This is a genomic window from Brachybacterium phenoliresistens, assembly GCF_000576425.1.
In the GTDB taxonomy this organism is placed as follows: Bacteria; Actinomycetota; Actinomycetes; order Actinomycetales; family Dermabacteraceae; genus Brachybacterium; species Brachybacterium phenoliresistens.
In genome coordinates this window covers 245,929-264,704 of sequence record NZ_KK069994.1, presented here as the reverse complement: position 1 = coordinate 264,704, position 18,776 = coordinate 245,929, and the positions used below count along the sequence as shown (strand labels likewise).

At 72.7% G+C, this 18,776-nt stretch carries 17 protein-coding genes; 3 read left to right on the top strand and 14 right to left on the bottom strand.

The features are described from left to right. The first annotated feature begins 18 nt into the window (after window positions 1-18). The 3 genes from BF93_RS10610 (at window position 19) to BF93_RS10600 (ending at window position 2,496) form a co-directional block, all read left to right on the top strand. Window positions 19-897: a glutamate ABC transporter substrate-binding protein gene (locus tag BF93_RS10610; RefSeq protein ID WP_051486830.1), complete on the top strand. Its 879-nt coding sequence runs from the start codon at window positions 19-21 to the stop codon at window positions 895-897. Between the two features lie 85 nt (window positions 898-982). Continuing rightward, window positions 983-1,630, top strand: coding sequence for an amino acid ABC transporter permease (locus BF93_RS10605; RefSeq protein ID WP_038372488.1), 648 nt, complete (start codon window positions 983-985; stop codon window positions 1,628-1,630). Continuing rightward, complete coding sequence (locus BF93_RS10600) at window positions 1,627-2,496, top strand: amino acid ABC transporter permease (RefSeq protein WP_038372486.1); 870 nt, start codon at window positions 1,627-1,629, stop codon at window positions 2,494-2,496. The genes BF93_RS10605 and BF93_RS10600 overlap by 4 nt, the downstream gene beginning before the upstream one ends. A gap of 79 nt (window positions 2,497-2,575) precedes the next feature. Here BF93_RS10600 and BF93_RS10595 read toward each other — a convergent pair whose 3' ends face one another. The 14 genes from BF93_RS10595 to BF93_RS10530 form a co-directional block, all read right to left on the bottom strand. Then, window positions 2,576-3,232, bottom strand: a complete 657-nt coding sequence (locus BF93_RS10595; protein WP_232226322.1) for a regulatory protein RecX — start codon at window positions 3,230-3,232, stop codon at window positions 2,576-2,578. A gap of 124 nt (window positions 3,233-3,356) precedes the next feature. Beyond that, window positions 3,357-4,445: a recombinase RecA gene (gene recA / locus BF93_RS10590; protein ID WP_038372485.1), complete on the bottom strand. Its 1,089-nt coding sequence runs from the start codon at window positions 4,443-4,445 to the stop codon at window positions 3,357-3,359. A gap of 247 nt (window positions 4,446-4,692) precedes the next feature. Further along, window positions 4,693-4,917 (bottom strand): DUF3046 domain-containing protein, encoded by a 225-nt coding sequence (locus tag BF93_RS10585; RefSeq protein WP_038372484.1) that lies wholly within the window; start codon window positions 4,915-4,917, stop codon window positions 4,693-4,695. A gap of 1 nt (window position 4,918) precedes the next feature. Continuing rightward, window positions 4,919-5,224 (bottom strand): helix-turn-helix domain-containing protein, encoded by a 306-nt coding sequence (locus BF93_RS10580; protein WP_038372481.1) that lies wholly within the window; start codon window positions 5,222-5,224, stop codon window positions 4,919-4,921. Window positions 5,225-5,614: 390 nt separating this feature from the next. Next, window positions 5,615-6,121, bottom strand: a complete 507-nt coding sequence (locus BF93_RS10575) for a CinA family protein (protein ID WP_051486829.1) — start codon at window positions 6,119-6,121, stop codon at window positions 5,615-5,617. Further along, window positions 6,118-6,717: a CDP-diacylglycerol--glycerol-3-phosphate 3-phosphatidyltransferase gene (gene pgsA / locus BF93_RS10570; protein ID WP_038372479.1), complete on the bottom strand. Its 600-nt coding sequence runs from the start codon at window positions 6,715-6,717 to the stop codon at window positions 6,118-6,120. Before pgsA ends, BF93_RS10575 begins: the two co-directional genes overlap by 4 nt. 44 nt (window positions 6,718-6,761) lie before the next feature. Continuing rightward, on the bottom strand, window positions 6,762-9,551 hold the full coding sequence (locus BF93_RS10565) for an FtsK/SpoIIIE family DNA translocase (protein ID WP_038372477.1): 2,790 nt from the start codon (window positions 9,549-9,551) through the stop codon (window positions 6,762-6,764). A gap of 279 nt (window positions 9,552-9,830) precedes the next feature. After that, window positions 9,831-11,468 (bottom strand): ribonuclease J, encoded by a 1,638-nt coding sequence (locus BF93_RS10560; RefSeq protein WP_051486846.1) that lies wholly within the window; start codon window positions 11,466-11,468, stop codon window positions 9,831-9,833. A 69-nt stretch (window positions 11,469-11,537) separates the two neighbouring features. Continuing rightward, entirely contained in the window at window positions 11,538-12,467 is a 930-nt protein-coding gene (gene dapA / locus BF93_RS10555; protein ID WP_038372475.1) for a 4-hydroxy-tetrahydrodipicolinate synthase, read from the bottom strand. A 123-nt stretch (window positions 12,468-12,590) separates the two neighbouring features. Further along, window positions 12,591-13,346 carry an HAD family hydrolase gene (locus BF93_RS10550; RefSeq protein WP_038372473.1) on the bottom strand — a complete coding sequence of 252 codons (756 nt, stop codon included), beginning with the start codon at window positions 13,344-13,346 and terminating at the stop codon, window positions 12,591-12,593. Between the two features lie 69 nt (window positions 13,347-13,415). Next, window positions 13,416-13,871, bottom strand: a complete 456-nt coding sequence (locus tag BF93_RS10545) for a hypothetical protein (RefSeq protein ID WP_038372471.1) — start codon at window positions 13,869-13,871, stop codon at window positions 13,416-13,418. A gap of 7 nt (window positions 13,872-13,878) precedes the next feature. Beyond that, on the bottom strand, window positions 13,879-14,637 hold the full coding sequence (gene dapB / locus BF93_RS10540) for a 4-hydroxy-tetrahydrodipicolinate reductase (protein WP_038372469.1): 759 nt from the start codon (window positions 14,635-14,637) through the stop codon (window positions 13,879-13,881). 100 nt (window positions 14,638-14,737) lie between these two features. Continuing rightward, window positions 14,738-16,066: a M16 family metallopeptidase gene (locus tag BF93_RS10535; protein ID WP_038372608.1), complete on the bottom strand. Its 1,329-nt coding sequence runs from the start codon at window positions 16,064-16,066 to the stop codon at window positions 14,738-14,740. 271 nt (window positions 16,067-16,337) lie between these two features. After that, window positions 16,338-18,590 carry a polyribonucleotide nucleotidyltransferase gene (locus BF93_RS10530; RefSeq protein WP_038372607.1) on the bottom strand — a complete coding sequence of 751 codons (2,253 nt, stop codon included), beginning with the start codon at window positions 18,588-18,590 and terminating at the stop codon, window positions 16,338-16,340. Window positions 18,591-18,776: the final 186 nt, after the last annotated feature.

Sequence of the window (18,776 nt, the reverse complement as noted above, 5' to 3'; positions counted from 1 at the left end):
CCTTCGAAGGAGAACACCATGGACCTGACACGACGCATCCTGCTCGGCGGCGGCGCCGCAGCCGCCGCCTCCCTCGCCCTGGCCGCCTGCGGCGGCGGCTCCGAGGACCCGCCCGTCGAGGAGGTCGACCCGTCGGCGTTCCCCGAGGGCTCGACCATGGCCCGCCTCGCCGAGGCGGGCGCCATCACCATCGGCACGAAGTTCGACCAGCCCCTGTTCGGCCAGGCCGGCCCCGACGGCGACCCGGTCGGCTTCGACGTCGAGATCGGCAAGATCATCGCCGGCAAGCTCGGCATCGCCCCGGAGAACATCGAGTGGCTCGAGACGGTCTCGGCCAACCGCGAGCCCTTCATCGAGGGCGGCCAGGTCGACCTCGTCGTCGCGACCTACACCATCAACGACACCCGCAAGGAGGTCGTCGACTTCGCGGGGCCGTACTACATCGCCGGCCAGGCGCTCATGGTCGCGGCGGACAACGACACCATCACCGGCGAGGACTCGATCGCCGGGACGAAGGTCTGCTCCGTGGAGGGCTCCACGCCCGCGGAGTACATCGCCACCAACCACCCCGACGCGGAGCTGGTCACCTTCGACACGTACTCCAAGTGCGTGGTGGAGCTGAACAACGGCCAGATCGACGCGGTCACCACCGACAACGTCATCCTCGCCGGCTTCGTCGCCGCCGACAAGGAGAACCTCAAGATGGCGGGGGACGGCGCGACCTTCACCGAGGAGCCGTACGGGATCGGGCTGAAGAAGGGCGACGACGACTTCCGCAGCTTCATCAACGACGTGCTCGAGGAGTCGTACGCGGACGGCACCTGGGCGGCTGCCTGGGAGAGCACCGCCGGCACCGTGCTGCCCACGCCGGAGCCCCCGGCCGTGGACCGCTACTGATCCGACTCCCCCTCCTCCCCTTCCCACCTGCGGCAGGGGCCCGGCGCACGCCCGGCCCGGCCCCTGCCCGATCAGGAGCTCGTGAATGGACCATCTGTTCGAGCAGCGCTCGGCGATCTGGGACGCGTTCCTCACGACGCTGTCCCTCGCCGGGATCTCCGGCCTCCTCGCCCTCGTGCTGGGCACCGTGCTCGCCGGGATGCGCGTGAGCCCGTTCCTGCCCCTGCGCATCATCGCGACGGGGTACACGGAGTTCCTGCGCAACACCCCGCTGACGATCGTGTTCTTCTTCTACGTCTTCGTCACCCCGTCGATGGGGTTCTCCTTCAGCTACAAGGTCGCCGCCGTGATCGCCCTGACCTGCTACACGGCGGCGTTCGTCGCCGAGGCCGTGCGCTCGGGCATCAACTCCGTCGCCCCCGGGCAGGCGGAGGCGGCGCGCTCGCTGGGCATGTCCTTCGGGCAGAACCTGGGCCTGGTGGTCCTCCCCCAGGCCTTCCGCACCGCCATCCCGCCGCTGATCAGCGTGTTCATCGCCCTGGTGAAGAACACCTCGGTCGCCGGCGCCTTCAGCGTGCTCGAGCTGTTCGCGCTGTCCAAGCGCCTGACCAACGCGTACTCGGCCGATGTCATCACGATCCTCATCGGGATCGCCCTGTGCTACCTGGTCATCTGCATCCCGCTGGGGCGCGTGGCGGCCGCTCTGGAACGGAAGGCGGTGTTCGGCCGATGAGCACCGGACCGATCCTGTACGACGTCGCCGGGCCCGAGGAGAAGCGCCGGGAGCGGCTGATCTCCTGGGTGCTGGGCGTGGTGGTCCTCCTCGGCGCGGGCGCGCTGATCTGGCGGCTGGCGGCCAACGGCGTCTTCGACGACCGCTGGCGGATACTCATCGAGGCGCCCCCGAACTTCGCGGGCTACGAGGTCCAGCACATCTGGATGGCGATCTTCCGGGGCCTGGGCAGCACGCTGCTGGCCGCGGTCATCTCCCTGCCGCTGGCACTGCTGCTGGCCGTGGCACTGGTGTCCCTGCGCACCTCGCCCTTCGCGGTGGTGCGGGGCGCCGTCGCCGTGGCGGTCGAGGTGTTCCGCGCCCTGCCCGTGGTGCTGGTGATGTTGTTCGGCGTCCTCGTGCTGCCGGGGGCGAGCCCGCTCATGGCCGTCGTGTTCGGCCTGGTCCTCTACAACGGGGCCGTGTTCGCGGAGATCCTCCGCGCCGGCATCGCCGCGCTGCCGAAGGGGCAGACGGAAGCGGCGCAGTCGCTGGGGATGGGATCGTTCCTCACCTACCGCGACATCCAGCTCCCGCAGGCGGTGCGCATGATGCTGCCCTCGCTCATCGCGCAGGGCGTGGTGCTGGTGAAGGACTCGTCGCTGGGCTACATCGTCGGCTATGCGGAGCTGCTGCGACAGGTCTCCCGGGTCACGGACGCCCTCACCAACGCCGCCTACCTGCTGCCGCTGCTGGCCGTGGGCGCGGCGGTGTACATCGCGCTGAACATCGCGCTCTCGCGCCTGGCGGTGTGGGTGCAGCGTCGCAGCGCGCGCACCCGCCGCACCGTGGCCGCCACGCCGCTGGCCCCGATCGTCGAGGACTGATCCCGGCGGCGCGGGCTGGTCCCGGGGGCGCGGGCTGGTCCCCGCAGCGCGACCCGCGCACCGGTGCGCCGGGCGCGGGTCACAGCTCGCGGGCGCGCATCTCGCTGGAGATCACCCGGACGGCCAGCGACCCGTCGTAGCCCCGCCGGCGCAGGTAGGCGTCCAGGCGTCGGGCGATCTGGCCGCGCCGCTGCGGATCGGAGGCGGGGCCGTGTGCTTCTCGCCGCAGCCGCTCGCGGACGAGCTCCCGGCAGCGTTCCTCCTCGGCCAGGGACGGGTCCTCCTCGAGAGGTCCGCTGCCGGTGAGGGCGGCGAAGGCCTCGTCCTGGTCGGCCGTGGAGACGCCGCGCTGCTGGAGCTCCTCGCGCAGGGCCCGGTCGCTGAGCCCCTTGCGCGCACGCCGCTGCGCGATCCACTCCCGGGCGAACTCCGCGTCGTCGATCAGCCCGGCGCGACGGGTGCGCGCCATCACCTCGTGCGCGAGATCCGCAGGGACCTCGCGCTCGTCGAGCCGGGCGCGCAGCTCCCCCTCGCTGCGCCGGCGCCCGGCCAGCAGGCGCATGAGGTAGCGGCATTCCGAGACGATGCGCTTCTCGCGCTCGCGCGCGGCCGGGTCGACCTCGCGGCGCGGTGCGTCGAGGATCGCCTGGGTGCGCCGCGCGAGCTCCGCACGCACCGCCGAGTCCCCGTCCATGGCGCCGCCCCCGGCGGCGATGCTCTGCCGGTCCTGGGTCACGGGTGCGTCCTGTTCGGTCGGGGGTGATGAGGGCGCGCGGGCCGGACCCTGCGGGAGGCAGGATCCGGCCCGCGCCGGGGTCCGGCAGGCCGGGCGGGCGATCGCGCCGCCCGGCCGCGGAACCTCAGATGGTCGCCGGGACGTCCTCGTCGATGAGCTCGTCCTCGACGAGGTCGTCGGCCTCGGCCGCCGCGGCGTCCTCCGCCGCGTACTGCCCCACGCCGAGGGTGCGCAGGATCTTGTGCTCGACCTCGACGGCCAGATCCGGGTTGTCCTTGAGGAACTGGCGGGCGTTCTCCTTGCCCTGGCCCAGCTGGTCCCCCTCATAGGTGAACCAGGCCCCGGACTTGCGCACGATCCCGTGCTCGACGCCCAGGTCGATCAGGCCGCCCTCGCGGGAGATGCCCTCGCCGTAGAGGATGTCGAACTCCGCCTGCTTGAAGGGCGGCGCCATCTTGTTCTTCACGACCTTGACGCGGGTGCGGTTGCCGACGGAGTCGGTGCCCGTCTTCAGCGTCTCGATACGACGGATGTCCATGCGCACCGAGGCGTAGAACTTCAGCGCCTTGCCGCCCGTGGTGGTCTCCGGGCTGCCGAAGAACACGCCGATCTTCTCGCGCAGCTGGTTGATGAAGATCGCCGTGGTGCCCGTCGAGGAGAGGGCTCCGGCGAGCTTGCGCAGCGCCTGCGACATGAGGCGGGCCTGCAGGCCGACGTGGGAGTCGCCCATCTCGCCCTCGATCTCCGCCTTGGGCACGAGCGCCGCCACGGAGTCGATGACGATGACGTCCAGCGCCCCCGAGCGCACCAGCATGTCGGTGATCTCGAGCGCCTGCTCCCCCGTGTCCGGCTGGGAGACGAGCAGGGCGTCGGTGTCGACGCCGAGCTTCTTGGCGTAGTCGGGATCCAGGGCGTGCTCGGCGTCGATGAAGGCCGCGATGCCCCCGTTGCGCTGGGCGCTCGCCACGGCGTGCAGGGCGACGGTCGTCTTGCCGCTGGACTCCGGGCCGTAGATCTCGACGATGCGCCCGCGGGGCAGGCCGCCGATGCCGAGCGCCGCGTCCAGGGCGACGGAGCCGGTGGGGATCACCTCGATCGGAGGACGGGTGTCGTCCCCCAGGCGCATGATCGACCCCTTGCCGAACTGGCGGTCGATCTGGGCGAGCGCGGCGTCGAGGGTCGACGCGCGCTCCTTCGGTGCGGACTTAGCCATGATCGGATTCCTTCCACGGGGCCGGCTCGCCGGCGGTTTCGAACGTATGCGGCCACAGTAGGTCGGCGTTCCGACAGTCGAGCCGCAGCCTGCCCCCGCTGTGGAGAACCCCGTGCTGGGGAGGAGCAGCGGAGGCTGCATCGGTCCGGGCCCGCCGGTCGTCTGCGACCCACAGTACCCGAACACCTGTTCGAGATGCGACCTCTGCCCTCCGACACGCCGGGCGTGTCGGATCCTGCGGAGGCCGTCAGCGGCGGCGGGCCTCCTGCGGGACCTCCCAGCGGTCGCGCTCCGGGACGTCCATCGCGTCGCACAGCGCGGTCCAGACCGCGCGCACCGGGACGCCCTGCTCGAGGGCGCTCTCGGCGGTCAGACCGCCGACCTCCTCGAGCACGACGTCCCGGCGGTAGGTCACCGCGAGCACGCGGCCGAACACGTGGTCGGCCAGCTCGTCGAACTCGCTGCGCCGCACCTCAGCGGGCGCCCACGAGGCTGGGGGCGTGCCCGGCGAGGTCGTCCGGGACGGTGTCCGGGACGGCCACGCCCTCGGCGATCGCGATGCGCTCGGAGACCTCGCGCAGCACGAAGGACAGCGGAAGGCCCAGCGCGCCGGTCACGGAGGTCAGCAGCTCGCTGGAGGCCTCCTTCTGGCCGCGCTCGATCTCGCTGAGGTAGCCCAGGGAGACCCGGGCGTCCGAGGAGACCTGGCGCAGCGTACGGCCCTGGGCACGACGGGCGTCGCGCAGGACGTCTCCGAGCTCCTGTCGGAAGAGGACCACGGGGCGGCCTCCTTTCCTGGCGTCGTGCGGCGCGCTCGGCGCCGCGTGGTCGTCGGCTCGTGCGATCTTCGTCGTCGGCAGGGACCGCAGGGGTCGACGGCCCGGAGCAGCGATCCCCCGGCCGGAAGCCGGGCGGGTGGACCGAGGACTGGTCATGGTGGTCATCGTGCTCATCACACCAGCTCCAACGCGAAGCGCCTCACGAGTGTTCCCGATCCTAGTGCTCCGCCGTGGGAGAACACTGTGCCCGTTCACACAGAGCCTCCCGCGGGCGGTGCCGTGCCTGGTCGCAGCCCCGGCATCGCGTGCCGGGACCGTCCGGTCCCCCGGGGCCCCGGAGGTGACCCGGGCGACCTTCCGGCGCGGCCGGAGGGCGCGGCGCCGGCGGTCTCAGGCCGTGGCGGGGACCTTGGGCAGGGCGCGGGCGAGAGCGTCCAGGGCGGCGGCGACGGCCTGCGCGCGGACCTCCGTCCGGTCGCCGTCCAGCTGCAGCACGAGCGCCCGGGTCCCGCCCCCGCGGCGCGCCACGGCGATGTGGACCGTGCCGGCCGGCACGCCGCGGCCGTCGGGGCCCGGCCCGGCCACCCCGGTGGTGGAGACCGCCACATCGGCCGCATAGGCGTCCAGCGCGCCCTCGGCCATCTGGCGCGCCGTGGCCTCGTTGACGGCCCCGTCGCGCTCGAGCATGGCGGCGTCGACCCCGAGCACCCGGGACTTGGCGGTGTACGAGTAGCAGGCGGCGCCGCCGGCCAGGCAGCGGCTCGCGCCGGGGACGTCCACCAGACGCGAGACGAGCGCGCCTCCGGTGAGCGACTCGGCGGTGGCGATCATGAGCCCTGCGGCGGAGGCCCGGGCGATGACCAGGTCAGGTCCTGCCGGGAGGTCCTGATCGCTCATGCTCCCGCGCCCCGGGCCAGCGCCTCCCGGCGCAGGCGCAGGCCGTCCTTGAGGTTCACGGCTCCCGACCAGACGGTGAGGACCACGGCCAGCAGCACGAGGGCCAGACCGATCCACCGCGCCGGGCCCCACCACAGCTCGAAGGGCAGCAGGCAGAAGGTGATGGCGATGGTCTGCACCATCGTCTTGGCCTTGCCGGCCATGTTCGCCGGCAGCGCCCCGTACTTCAGGATCGTGAAGCGCATGATCGTGATCCCGAACTCGCGCACCAGGATCAGCACGGTCATCCACCAGGGCACGTAGTCCCACACCGACAGCATGACCAGCGCGGCGCCGGTCATGGCCTTGTCGGCGATGGGGTCGACGATCTTCCCGAAGTCGGTGATCAGGCCTCGGCTGCGGGCCAGATGCCCGTCCAGGAAATCGGTGATCATCGCGACCACGAACACGGCGGTGATCAGAAGTCGACCGCCGACCGTGTCGGGGTACAGGATCGCGAGCACGACGAGCACCGGCACCATCGCGCAGCGGACCATCGTGAGGATGTTCGCGATGTTCCACAGGGGCACCGGGGGCGCCTGGTCGTTCGTGGTCATCTGTGCTCCTTCGTCCCGGGGCGGCCGGGTCCCGGACCGGGCGCTCAGCGCCCGGTCAGCTGCCAGGCGTCGTCGCCGTCGTCGGAGTCCCCGTCGACGTCGTCGTAGTAGTCGGGGGCGACGTCGCCGGTGTCGTGCGCCAGCGGATCCTCCCCGTAGCGGTCGGAATCGGCGGCGGCGTCGGGCGCCTCCGGCGCTGCGGCGGGGGCCGGCGCGGCAGGCGCCGCGGACGGCTCGTCGCCGCCGGTGATGCGCGCGATGGCACCGGCGAGGTCGTCGGGATGCACGAGCACGTCGCGCGCCTTCGACCCCTCGGAGGGGCCGACGATCTCCCGCGACTCGAGCAGGTCCATCAGACGACCGGCCTTGGCGAAGCCCACGCGCAGCTTGCGCTGGAGCATGGAGGTCGATCCGAACTGGGTGGTGACCACGAGCTCGGCCGCCTGCAGCAGCACGTCGAGGTCGTCCCCGATGTCGTCGTCGATCTGCTTCTTGGCCGCGGTGACGGTGACGTCCTCGCGGTAGGTCGGCTTCATCTGCGTCTTGACGTGGTCGACGACCTTGTGGATCTCCGACTCGTTGACCCAGGCGACCTGGACGCGCATCGGCTTGGACTTGCCCATGGGATGGAACAGGGCGTCGCCCTGGCCGATGAGCTTCTCCGCGCCGGGGGTGTCCAGGATGACGCGGGAGTCCTGCAGCGACGAGGTCGCGAAGGCGAGGCGGCTGGGGACGTTGGCCTTGATGATGCCGGTGACGACGTCCACCGAGGGCCGCTGCGTGGCCAGGATCAGGTGGATGCCGGCGGCGCGCGCGAGCTGGGTGATGCGCTGGATGGAGGCCTCGACGTCCCGGGGGGCGACCATCATGAGGTCGGCGAGCTCGTCGACGACGACCAGCAGGTACGGATAGGGCGCCAGGCGCCGTTCGCTGCCCGCCGGGACGGTGACCTCCCCGGCGCGGACGGCCTTGTTGAAGTCGTCGATGTGCTTGAACCCGAACGTGGCCAGGTCGTCGTAGCGCGCGTCCATCTCCTTGACGACCCATTCGAGGGCCTCCGCGGCCTTCTTGGGGTTGGTGATGATCGGCGTGATGAGGTGCGGGATGCCCTCGTAGATGGTCAGCTCGACGCGCTTGGGGTCCACCAGCACCATCCGCACGTCCTCGGGGGTCGCGCGCATGAGGATCGAGGTGATCATCGCGTTGACGAGGCTCGACTTGCCGGATCCGGTGGCGCCGGCGACCAGCAGGTGGGGCATCTTGGCGAGGTTCGCGACGACGTAGCCGCCCTCGACGTCCTTGCCCACGCCCATCACCATGGGGTGCTCGTTGCGGGTGGCGACCGGGGCGCGCAGCACGTCGCCCAGGGCCACCGTCTCGCGATCGGCGTTGGGGATCTCGATGCCGATGGCCTTCTTGCCCGGGATGGGCGAGAGGATGCGGACATCGGAGCTGGCCACGGCGTAGGAGATGTTCTTGTCCAGGGCCGTGACCTTCTCGACCTTGGTGCCGGGGGCGAGCTCGACCTCGTACCGGGTGACCGTCGGCCCGCGGGAGAACCCGACGACCTCGGCGTTGACGTTGAACTGCTCGAAGACCTCGGCCAGCGCCGCGACCACGCGCTCGTTGGCCTCGGAGCGGGTCTTGTGCGGCGGCCCCTCGAGCAGGTACGAGGACTCCGGGAGGGTGTAGACGATGTCGCCGGACAGCTCGAGCTGCTCGCCGGCGCGCGGCAGGTCGCCCATCGGCGGCGGGACCAGCTCGGCCTTCTCCTCGACCTCCGGCTCCGCGGCGCGGACCGGGCGGGTCGGAGCGGGCGCGGCAGCGGCCGCCGCAGGCGAGGCGGCACGCTCGGCCGCAGGCAGCGGCGCGGTCGCCGGCGGGAAGGACTTGGCGCGCTGGTTCTCGTCGGCGACCACGTCGAAGACCTCGGTCGCGGGATCGTCCTCCGCGGCCGGCGCGGCGGGACGGGTGCGCGGGGCGGGGCGCTTGCGCCCGGCGCCGGCGCGGGCCCCGGCGGCGGCCTTCTCGTCCAGGATCCCCTGGTCGAAGGCGGCATCGCCGGCGTAGCCGAACTCGTCGTGGTCCCGGGCGGCGTCGGCGGCCTCCTGGGCCTCCTTCTCGCGCCGCGACCGGCGGCGCGAGCGCGGCGCCTTCTGCACGGTGGTCTCGGCCTCGTGGACGGCCGGGTCGGGGCGACGCGGGCGCAGGCCGAAGCTCTCCCGCTCGGCGTCCTCGTCCTCGCTCCGGCCCACCAGCAGGTCGTACACCCCGCGCAGGCGCTGAGGGATCGACTCCACCGGGGTCGCGGTCAGCACCAGCGCGCCGAACACGATGACCACGGAGTACACGACGATGACGGCGACGGGCGGGACCAGCGCCGCCAGCGGCGCCGCCCCCAGGTAGCCGAGCACTCCCCCGCCGCGGGCGAGGGCGTCGATGCCGTCGGCCGGGGCGGGCATCTTCGCGCTCACCGAGGCGATCGCGGAGATCGCGGTGACCAGGATGGCGATGCCCAGGAACACGCGCGTGTTGGCCCGCACCAGGTCCGGTCGGCGGAACATGCGCAGCGCCCAGCCGGCCAGCAGCAGCGGCAGGGCGACCGAGGCGATGCCGAAGGTGCCGGCGGCCACCACGTGCACGACGTCGAAGAAGGCGCCGGGCACCTGCCACCACTCCCGGACGGCGATCAGGCCGGCCAGCAGCAGGAGGAACAGGGCGTACCCGTCGCGGCGCTGCTCGTGCTCGACCTCCCAGCGGGCCACGCCGATCGCGCGGACGAACCCGCCGATGCCGCGGGCGATGCCGAGGTACCCGGAGCGCACTGCGCGCACCGGGAGCGGGAGCGTCGACGGATCGTGGACCCCGCCGCCGGAACCGCGAGCGGAACGGGCGGAGGAGGTCCGGGACGAGCCCTTCGACGCACGTGCGGGGGAAGACGTACGTGTCGCCATGGTCCCCAATCTACCGCGCGGCGCCGCGCGGGGCCCGGAGCGAATCGCTCCGGGGGCCCGCGGACCCGCCGCGCCGGCCGGGGCCCGCCGGCCCCGCATCCCGGCCCGGCCGCCGCGCGCCGGGGCGATGCGGAGGCGCGCCGGGGCGGGGCGGAGGTGTCAGGACTCGATGACCACGGGGATGATCATCGGCCGCCGGCGCAGGCGCTGGGAGACGTAGCGGCCCACCACCCGGCGCATGACCTGCTGCAGCTGATAGGTGTCGCGGCGGTTGGACTGGTCGGCGACCGCCTGCTCGAGGGCCTTGACGATGTCGGGCTTGATGCGCTCGAAGACCTGGTCGTCCTCGGCGACGCCGCGGGCGTGGATCTCCGGACCGGCGATGAGCGCGCCGGTCTCGGAGTTCACGACGGCGAACAGGGAGATGAATCCCTCGTCGCCGAGGATGCGGCGATCCTTGAGATCGGCCTCGGAGATCTCGCCGACGCTCGAGCCGTCCACGTAGACGTAGCCGTTGGGGATCTCGCCGACGACGGTGGCCTTCCCGTCGCGGAGGTCCACCACGTGGCCGTCGCGCGCGAGGATCACGTTCTCGTGGGGCACGCCGGTGGCCTCGGCGATGCGGCCGTTGGCGATGAGGTGGCGGACCTCGCCGTGCACCGGCATCACGTTCTTCGGGCGCACGATGTTGTAGCAGTACAGCAGCTCCCCCGCGCTGGCGTGGCCGGAGGTGTGGACCTTGGCGTTGCCCTTGTGGACGACCTCGGCGCCGAGGGCGAGCAGGCCGTTGATCACCCGGAAGACGGAGTTCTCGTTGCCGGGGATCAGGGAGGAGGCCAGGATGACGATGTCGCCCTCCCCCACCTCGACGCGATGGTCGCGGTTGGCGATGCGGCCCAGCGCCGCCATCGGCTCGCCCTGGGATCCGGTGCACATGAGCACGACCCGGTCATCGGGCAGGTCGTCGATCTTGCGGACGTCCACGAGGATGTTCGGCGGGACCCGCAGGTATCCCATCTCCGCGGCGATGCCCATGTTGCGCACCATCGACCGGCCCACGAAGGCGACCCGGCGCCCGTGGCGCTCGGCGGCGTCGAGCACCTGCTGGACGCGATGGACATGGCTCGAGAACGAGGCGACGACGATCTTCTGCTGGGCGCGCGCGAAGATCGCGTCCATCACGGGCCCGATCTCGCGCTCGGCGACGGTGAAGCCGGGGACCTCGGCGTTGGTGGAGTCGACCATGAACAGGTCCACGCCCTTCTCGCCGAGCCTCGCGAAGGCGCGCAGATCGGTGATGCGGCCGTCCAGCGGCAGCTGGTCCATCTTGAAGTCGCCCGTGTGCAGGATGGTGCCGGCGGGGGTGGACACGTGCACGGCCAGCGCGTCGGGGATCGAGTGGTTGACCGCGACGAACTCGAGGTCGAAGGGACCCAGCTGCTCGCTCTGCCCCTCGGCGACGGCGAGGGTGTACGGCGTGATGCGGTGCTCCTTGAGCTTCGCCTCGATGAAGGCGAGCGTGAGCTGGCTGCCGACCAGCGGGATGTCCGGCTTCAGGCGCAGCAGGTAGGGGACGGCGCCGATGTGGTCCTCGTGTCCGTGGGTGAGGACGATCGCGGAGATGTCGTCGAGGCGGTCGGTGATGTGGTCGAAGTCCGGCAGGATCAGGTCGACTCCGGGCTGGGTCTCCTCGGGGAAGAGCACTCCGCAGTCGATCACGAGCAGCCGCCCGGCGTACTCGATCACCGCCATGTTGCGGCCCACGTCCCCCAGCCCGCCCAGGGGGATCACCCGCATGGTGTCCTGGCGCAGCTTCGGGGGCTGGTTCCGTCGCTCGGTGAAAGCGGTGCTCACAGGGTGTTCTCCTCAGGGCTGGCGGGTCAGCGGCGGGATGCCGTCCGCCGCGCCGAGCGTGGCGGCGAGGTCGGCGACCTCTTCGGGGTTCGGGGCGACCAGCGGCAGGCGCACGGCGGCGTGCGGGAGCACGCCCTGCAGCATCAGCGCGGTCTTGGCGGCGGTGACGCCGGGGATGCGGTCCATGAGGGCCTCGACCAGCGGGGCCAGGCGCGCGCTGATCGCACGGGCGTGCGCGAGGTCGCCCGCGTCCACGGCCTGCACCAGGTCCGCCTCGAGGCGCGGGGCGGCATGTCCCACCACGGAGACGACGCCCGCGGCGCCGAGGGCGAGCCAGGCGAGGTTCAGCGCGTCCTCGCCGGAGTAGTAGGCCAGGCCCGAGCGCGCCATCACGACGGTGGCCTGGTGCAGGTCCCCCTTGGCGTCCTTGACCGCGACGATCCGCTCGTGCTCGGCGAGGGTCAGCAGGGTGTCCGTCGACAGCCCCACGCCGGCGCGGCCGGGGATGTCGTACAGCATCACCGGCAGGTCGGTGGCATCGGCCACCGCGCGGGTGTGGGCGACGATGCCCTCCTGGGAGGGCTTGGAGTAGTACGGGGTGACGACCATGACGCCGTCGATCTCGAGCTCGGCGCTGGCCCGGGCCAGCTCGACGCTGTGGCGGGTGTCGTTCGAGCCGACGCCCGCGACCAGGGTCGCCCGATCGCCGACCGCCTCGCGCACGGCGCGCACGAGCTCCAGCTTCTCGGCGTCGGAGACGGTCGGGGACTCCCCCGTCGTGCCCCCGAGCACCAGCAGGTCGTTGCCGTGCTCGACGAGATGCGCGGCGGTGCGCTGCGCGGCGTCGAGGTCGAGGCCGGAGGCATCGGGAGTCAGGGGCGTGACCATGGCGGTCCCGACCGCACCGAAGGGGCGCGCGGGAATGGCGTCGTCACTGCTCATGTGTCCTCCTTGGCAGGCTCTGCCGGTGTGTCGCTGATTGCCCCCAAGGGTAGTGCAGGTGCGGGCCCCGGCTCCGCAGGATCACCGGCGCGGAGCTGTCGGCGATCCCACGCGGAGGACGGGTCAGGCGCGGCGGCGGCGGATCCGCAGCGCGGAGCCCTCGACGGCGACCCTCACGTCGTCCAGGTCGCGGACCACGGCGTCGGCCAGCGGCGCGAGCGCCGCGGCCGGGGACGTGGTCGTCACCGCCAGCGAGGACGATCCGGCGGCGCGGGCGGAGCGCAGACCGCCCAGGGAGTCCTCGACCACGAGGGCCCGGCCCGGATCGACGCCCAGGCGGCTCGCCCCGAGCAGGTACGGCTCCGGGTCCGGCTTCCCGCGCGAGACCTGGTCCGCCGTGACCATCTGCGCCGGGACGGGCAGGCCGGTCACGGCCCATCGGGCCTCGAACAGGGGGCGGGCGCAGGAGGTGACGATCGTCCAGGTGCTGCGGCCGAGCTCTGCCGCCGCGGCGTCGAGCTCCTCGAGCACGCGGCGGGTCCCCGGCAGCACCCGGATCTCGGAGACGTCGGCCATCTCGAGGTCCAGCACCCGGCGGTAGGCGGCCTCCCGCTCGGCGGGCCCCAGGTCGGGGAACACCTCGGCCAGGACCTGCATGCCGGGGACGCCGTGGAGGGAGTGGTCGAAGGTGCGCGCACTGCCCAGCTCCGCGAACAGCGCGTTCCACGACCGCTCGACGGCCGGGCCGGAGTCGATCAGCGTCCCGTCCATGTCCAGCAGGAGCACGTCGGCGGCGAGGTCGAGCTCGGCATCGGCGGCGGTCGCGGGAACCGGCGCGGGAACGGTGGACGGCGCCGGGCCGGCGGAGGTCTGAGCCATGCCCCTACGCTCTCACACCGGCGTCCTCGGGCGGATCCGCCGGAGGCCCCGAGCCGGCGGGCGCGGGCCTCAGCGGCCGCGGTCGAGGGCGATGGCGCGGCGCACCGCGGCGCGGGCCTGCTTGCGGTCCCGCAGGCCCTCGTAGGCGAGCGCGAGGCGGAACCAGGCCCGCCAGTCCTCCTCGCCGTTCTGCAGGGCGCTGCGCGCCTTCTCGAACTCCTCGCGCCCATCGGCCGCGCCGTCCGCACCGCAGTCGGGTGCGGCCTCGGCGTGGTCGGGTCCCGGCTCTGCGGGCGTCGGCGACGACTCCCGGTACCGCCGGTTCAGCCGCGCGGCGGCCATGCCGAACAGCAGCTCGCGCCAGATCACCCACAGCGTCAGGACCAGCAGGATCATCACGCCTGCGGCGAGGCCCCAGCCGATGAGCCCGCCGGCGCGGGAGAATCCCCAGGCCAGCCACAGCAGTCCCCAGCAGTAGGCGGCGGAGATCGCCACCAGGACGCCGACGAAGATCCGATGGAGCATCCGTGCCTCAGCCCAGGTCCATGTAGCCGTCCAGACCGACGGTCAGGCCGGGATGACGGGAGACCTCGCGGATGCCCAGCAGCACGCCGGGCATGAAGCTGACGCGGTCGAAGGAGTCGTGGCGCAGGGTGAACTGCTCCCCCGTCCCGCCGAACAGGACCTCCTCGTGGGCGACCAGGCCGCGCAGGCGCACCGCGTGCACATGGATGCCGTCCACGACCGCCCCGCGGGCCCCGTCCGGATCCTGCTCGGTGGCATCGGGCACGGGCCCCAGGCCCGCCGCGGCGCGGCCGCGGGCGATCGCCCCGGCGGTGTGGCGCGCCGTGCCGGAGGGGGCGTCCACCTTGGCGGGGTGGTGCAGCTCGACGATCTCGGCGCTCTCGTAGTACCGGGCCGCGATCTCCGCGAAGCGCATGGCCAGCACCGCGCCGATGGCGAAGTTCGGGGCGATCAGCACGCCGAGCCCCGGGGCGCCCGCGAGGGCGGAGCGGACCTCGCCCAGGGACTGCTCGTCCCAGCCGGTGGTCCCCACCACGGCGTGCATGCCGTGCTCGATCGCCCACAGGACGTTGCCCTTGGCCGCCGACGGGACGGTGAGGTCGACGACGACCTGCGCCCCGGCCTCGGCGACGGCCTCGAGGTCGTCGCCGCGGCCGATGCTCGCGACGAGCTCGAGATCGGCGGCGTCCTCGACGGCGCGGCAGGCCTCGCGGCCCATGCGGCCGGCGGCTCCGAGCACGGCGACGGGGAGGGGGGTGCTGGTCATCGGCGGTCCTTCCGGTGACGGCCGCGGCGGCGGCCGGGAGGGGGCGAGGAGTGCGGTTCGGGGGTGGGAGCCGGCGCCGCCGGTCTCCCGCACGAGGCTCTCAGGCGGCGGGGCCGATGTCCACGCGGGTGGTGAAGGATCCGGCGAGCCGCTCCGCGAGCTCCCGGACATCGTGCTCGGTCACGGCGGCGATGCGGGAGATCGTCTCATCGACGCTCGCGTAGCGGCCGTGGATCAGCTCGGTGCTGCCCAGGCGGCCCATGCGGCTGGTGGTGTCCTCCAGGCCCAGGGCGAGGGAGCCGGTGATCTGGCCGAGGGCGCGGCGCATCTCCTCCGGGGTGGGGCCGGTGCGCCCGAGCTCGGCGAGCTCCTCGCGCAGCAGGGCCACGACCTCCTCGGTGCGGGACGGACGGCAGGCCGCGTACAGGCCGAACAGGCCCGCCTCCCGGTAGCCGCCGCTGAACGAGTACACGCTGTAGGCCAGCCCGCGCTCCTCGCGGATGTGCTGGAACAGCCGCGAGGACATGCCGCCCCCGAGGATCGACATGAGCACGTTCATCGTGTGGCGCGCGGGATCGGTGGCGCTCAGCCCCGGCCCGCCGAGGTACACGTGCACCTGCTCGGTGTCGCGGACCAGGCGGTGCGGGGCGAGGTCCAGCACCTGCGCGGTCCCGTCGCGCTCCGGCAGGTCCGCGGGCGCGGGGCGCGGGGCGGGCGCGGCGGAATCCGGCAGCTCCCACCCGCCGGCGGCGAGGCGCTCCAGCACCAGGTCCCGCAGCCCGTCGTGGTCGACGTCGCCGACGGCGGTCACCACCAGGGTGTCGGGGCGGTAGTGCTGGCGGTAGTGGTCGCGGACGTCTCCGCCGCCGAGGGCGCTGACGGTCTCCGCCGTCCCGCCGACGGGCCGGCCCAGCGCGGTGCCGGGGCCGATGACCTGCTCGAGGAAGGTCTCGTAGCCGATGTCCCCCGGATCGTCGGCGGCCATGGCGAGCTCCTCGAGGATGACCTCGCGCTCCGTCTCGAGGGCCTCGTCGGCCAGACGGCTGGAGGTGATCATGTCGGTGAGCACGTCCACGGCCATCGGCACGTCGGAGCTGCGCACCCGGCCGTAGTAGAAGGTGTGCTCCTTCGCGGTGACGGCGTTGGACTCCCCGCCGACCTCGTCGAAGGCGGCGGCGATGTCCATGGCGCTGCGCCGGTCCGTGCCCTTGAACAGCAGATGCTCGAGCACATGCGTGGAGCCGGCGTGCTGCGGGGACTCGTCGCGCGAGCCCACGGGGAGCCAGAAGCCGACGCTCGCGCTGCGCACCGAGCGATCCGTCTGCGTCAGCAGACGCACGCCGCCGGGCAGGAGGCTCCGTCGGATCCCCGCCTCCGCATCGAGCACGAGATCGGAGCCGGGCGTGTCCAGAGGCAGGTCGAGAGGCATCATCCGATGATCCCACGCGGACGGCGCTCGAGGCGCCCGCATCAGGCCCAGTGTGATCGACGCGGCGGACGGGCCGCCCGATCGCCTCTCCCCCTCGGGCTCGGCCCTCCGGCCTCCCGCTCCCGGACCTCCCGGCGCTCAGGGTGCCGCGCCCTCTGACGACGGATGCCGTCGCGCGAACCGGGGTTCACGCGACGGCATCGGTCATCTCGCGGGACGGCTCTCGTCATCTCGCGTCGGGCCTCCGCGGCATCCGCGGGGGCCGGCCGGGTCACTCGGCGGCAGCGGTCTCCGGCTGCGCCTCGGCCTCGGGCTTGTCGTCCTCGACGACGGCGAGGCTGATCTTGCCGCGGGCGTCGATCTCGCGGATCTCGACCTCGACCTTGGTGCCGACGGACACGACGTCCTCCACGTTCTCCACGCGGCGGCCGTCGTTCATCTTGCGCAGCTGGGTGACGTGCAGCAGCCCGTCCTTGCCCGGGGTGAGCGAGACGAAGGCGCCGAAGTCGACCACGCGCACGACGGTGCCGAGGTAGCGCTCGCCGATCTCGGGGACCTGCGGGTTCGCGATGGCGTTGACCGCGCTGCGGGCCGCCTCCGCGGACGGGCCGTCGGTGGCGCCGATGTAGACGGTGCCGTCGTCCTCGATGGAGATGTCCGCGCCGGTGTCGTCCTGGATCTGGTTGATCATCTGGCCCTTGGGGCCGATGACCGCGCCGATCTTGTCGACGGGGATGGTGACCGCCAGGACGCGCGGGGCGTTCGGGCTCATCTCGTCGGGGACGTCGATCGCCTCGCCGAGCACGTCCAGGATCGCCAGGCGCGCCTCGCGGGCCTGCGACAGGGCGCCGGCGAGCACGGAGGCGGGGATGCCGTCGAGCTTCGTGTCCAGCTGGATCGCGGTGACGAACTCGCTGGTGCCGGCGACCTTGAAGTCCATGTCGCCGAAGGCGTCCTCCGCACCGAGGATGTCGGTGAGGGCCGCGTAGCGGGTCTCCCCGTCCACGGTGTCGGAGATCAGGCCCATGGCGATGCCGGCGACGGGGGCCCGCAGGGGCACACCGGCGTTCAGCAGCGACAGGGTCGAGGCGCAGACGGAGCCCATGGAGGTCGAGCCGTTGGAGCCGAGCGCCTCGGACACCTGGCGGATCGCGTAGGGGAACTCCTCGCGGCCCGGCAGCACCGGGGTGATGGCGCGCTCGGCGAGCATGCCGTGGCCGATCTCGCGGCGCTTCGGGGAGCCGACCCGACCGGTCTCGCCGGTCGAGAAGGGCGGGAAGTTGTAGTGGTGGACGTAGCGCTTGTGCGTCACCGGGGACAGCGAGTCGATCTGCTGCTCCATCTTGAGCATGTTCAGCGTGGTGACGCCCAGGATCTGGGTCTCGCCGCGCTCGAACAGCGCCGAGCCGTGCACGCGCGGGATGACCTCGACCTCGGCGGAGAGCTGGCGGATGTCGCGCAGCCCGCGGCCGTCGATGCGGACGCCCTCGGTGAGCACGCGGTTGCGCACGACCTTCTTGGTCAGGGCCCGGAACGCGCCGGTGATCTCCTTCTCGCGCCCCTCGAGCTTCTCGGAGAGCTCGGCGGTGACGGCGGCGAGGAGCTCCTCGGTGGCGGTCTCGCGCTCCTGCTTCCCGGCGATCGCCATGACGCCGGCCAGGCGCTCGGTGGCGGCCTCGGCGACGATCTCGTAGGCGTCGTCCTGGTAGTCCAGGAACAGCGGGAACTCGCGCACCGGCTTCGCGGCGGTCGCGGCGAGCTCCTTCTGCGCCTCGCAGAGCGCACGGATGAAGATCTTCGAGGCCTCGAGGCCCTCGGCGACGACGTCCTCGGTGGGGGCGATGGCGCCCTGCTCCTTGATGAGCGACCAGGAGTTGTCGGTGGCCTCGGCCTCGACCATCATGATCGCCACGTCGGAGCCGCCCTCGGCGTCCTCGACGATGCGACCGGCGACCACCATCGAGAAGACGGCCTCGTCCAGCTGGGCGAAGGTCGGGAACGCGACCCACTGGCCGCCCGAGGCGGTCGGGATCAGCGCGATGCGCACGCCGCCGATCGGGCCGGAGAACGGCAGGCCCGAGATCTGGGTGGAGGCGGAGGCGCCGTTGATGCCGACGACGTCGTAGGCGTCCTCGGGGGCGCAGGCCATGACGGTCAGGACGACCTGGACCTCGTTGCGCAGGCCCTTGACGAAGGCCGGGCGCAGCGGGCGGTCGGTGAGACGGCAGGCGAGGATCGCGTCGGTGCCGGGACGGCCCTCGCGACGGAAGAACGAGCCGGGGATGCGGCCCGCGGCGTACATGCGCTCCTCGACGTCGACGGTGAGCGGGAAGAAGTCGAACTGGTCCTTGGGACGGTTCGAGACGGCGGTCGCCGACAGCACCATCGTGTCGTCGTCGAGGTAGACGGCGACGGCGCCGGCGGCCTGCTGGGCGAGACGGCCGGTCTCGAAGCGGACCTCGCGGCGGCCGAAGGAACCGTTGTCGATGACAGCGGTGGTTGCGGTGATCTCAGGGCCTTCCATGGCCATGGGCTGCTCCTCTGGAGGGGGTGGGTGCCCCTGCCGGTGCGGCCATCGTCAGAGGCGCGCGGACGGTCCGCTGTCGCGGGTTCCGCAGGTCTCTGCCGAGGACCGAACCTGGTCCGGGGGCGGGGTGTCTGGATTCAGGGGGTGGGAACCGAGCCGCCGCCCGCCCCGGAGGGCGAGCGG

Coding starts and splice junctions, on each gene's coding strand:
- BF93_RS10535 (WP_038372608.1), bottom strand. CDS start 16,066: ATGCCTCTCGACCTGCCTCTGGACACGCCCGGCTCCGATCTCGTGCTC.
- BF93_RS10550 (WP_038372473.1), bottom strand. CDS start 13,346: ATGGCTCAGACCTCCGCCGGCCCGGCGCCGTCCACCGTTCCCGCGCCG.
- dapA (WP_038372475.1), bottom strand. CDS start 12,467: ATGAGCAGTGACGACGCCATTCCCGCGCGCCCCTTCGGTGCGGTCGGG.
- recA (WP_038372485.1), bottom strand. CDS start 4,445: ATGGCTAAGTCCGCACCGAAGGAGCGCGCGTCGACCCTCGACGCCGCG.
- BF93_RS10600 (WP_038372486.1), top strand. CDS start 1,627: ATGAGCACCGGACCGATCCTGTACGACGTCGCCGGGCCCGAGGAGAAG.
- BF93_RS10605 (WP_038372488.1), top strand. CDS start 983: ATGGACCATCTGTTCGAGCAGCGCTCGGCGATCTGGGACGCGTTCCTC.
- BF93_RS10610 (WP_051486830.1), top strand. CDS start 19: ATGGACCTGACACGACGCATCCTGCTCGGCGGCGGCGCCGCAGCCGCC.
- BF93_RS10530 (WP_038372607.1), bottom strand. CDS start 18,590: ATGGAAGGCCCTGAGATCACCGCAACCACCGCTGTCATCGACAACGGT.
- BF93_RS10545 (WP_038372471.1), bottom strand. CDS start 13,871: ATGCTCCATCGGATCTTCGTCGGCGTCCTGGTGGCGATCTCCGCCGCC.
- pgsA (WP_038372479.1), bottom strand. CDS start 6,717: ATGACCACGAACGACCAGGCGCCCCCGGTGCCCCTGTGGAACATCGCG.
- dapB (WP_038372469.1), bottom strand. CDS start 14,637: ATGACCAGCACCCCCCTCCCCGTCGCCGTGCTCGGAGCCGCCGGCCGC.
- BF93_RS10560 (WP_051486846.1), bottom strand. CDS start 11,468: ATGCGGGTGATCCCCCTGGGCGGGCTGGGGGACGTGGGCCGCAACATG.
- BF93_RS10575 (WP_051486829.1), bottom strand. CDS start 6,121: ATGAGCGATCAGGACCTCCCGGCAGGACCTGACCTGGTCATCGCCCGG.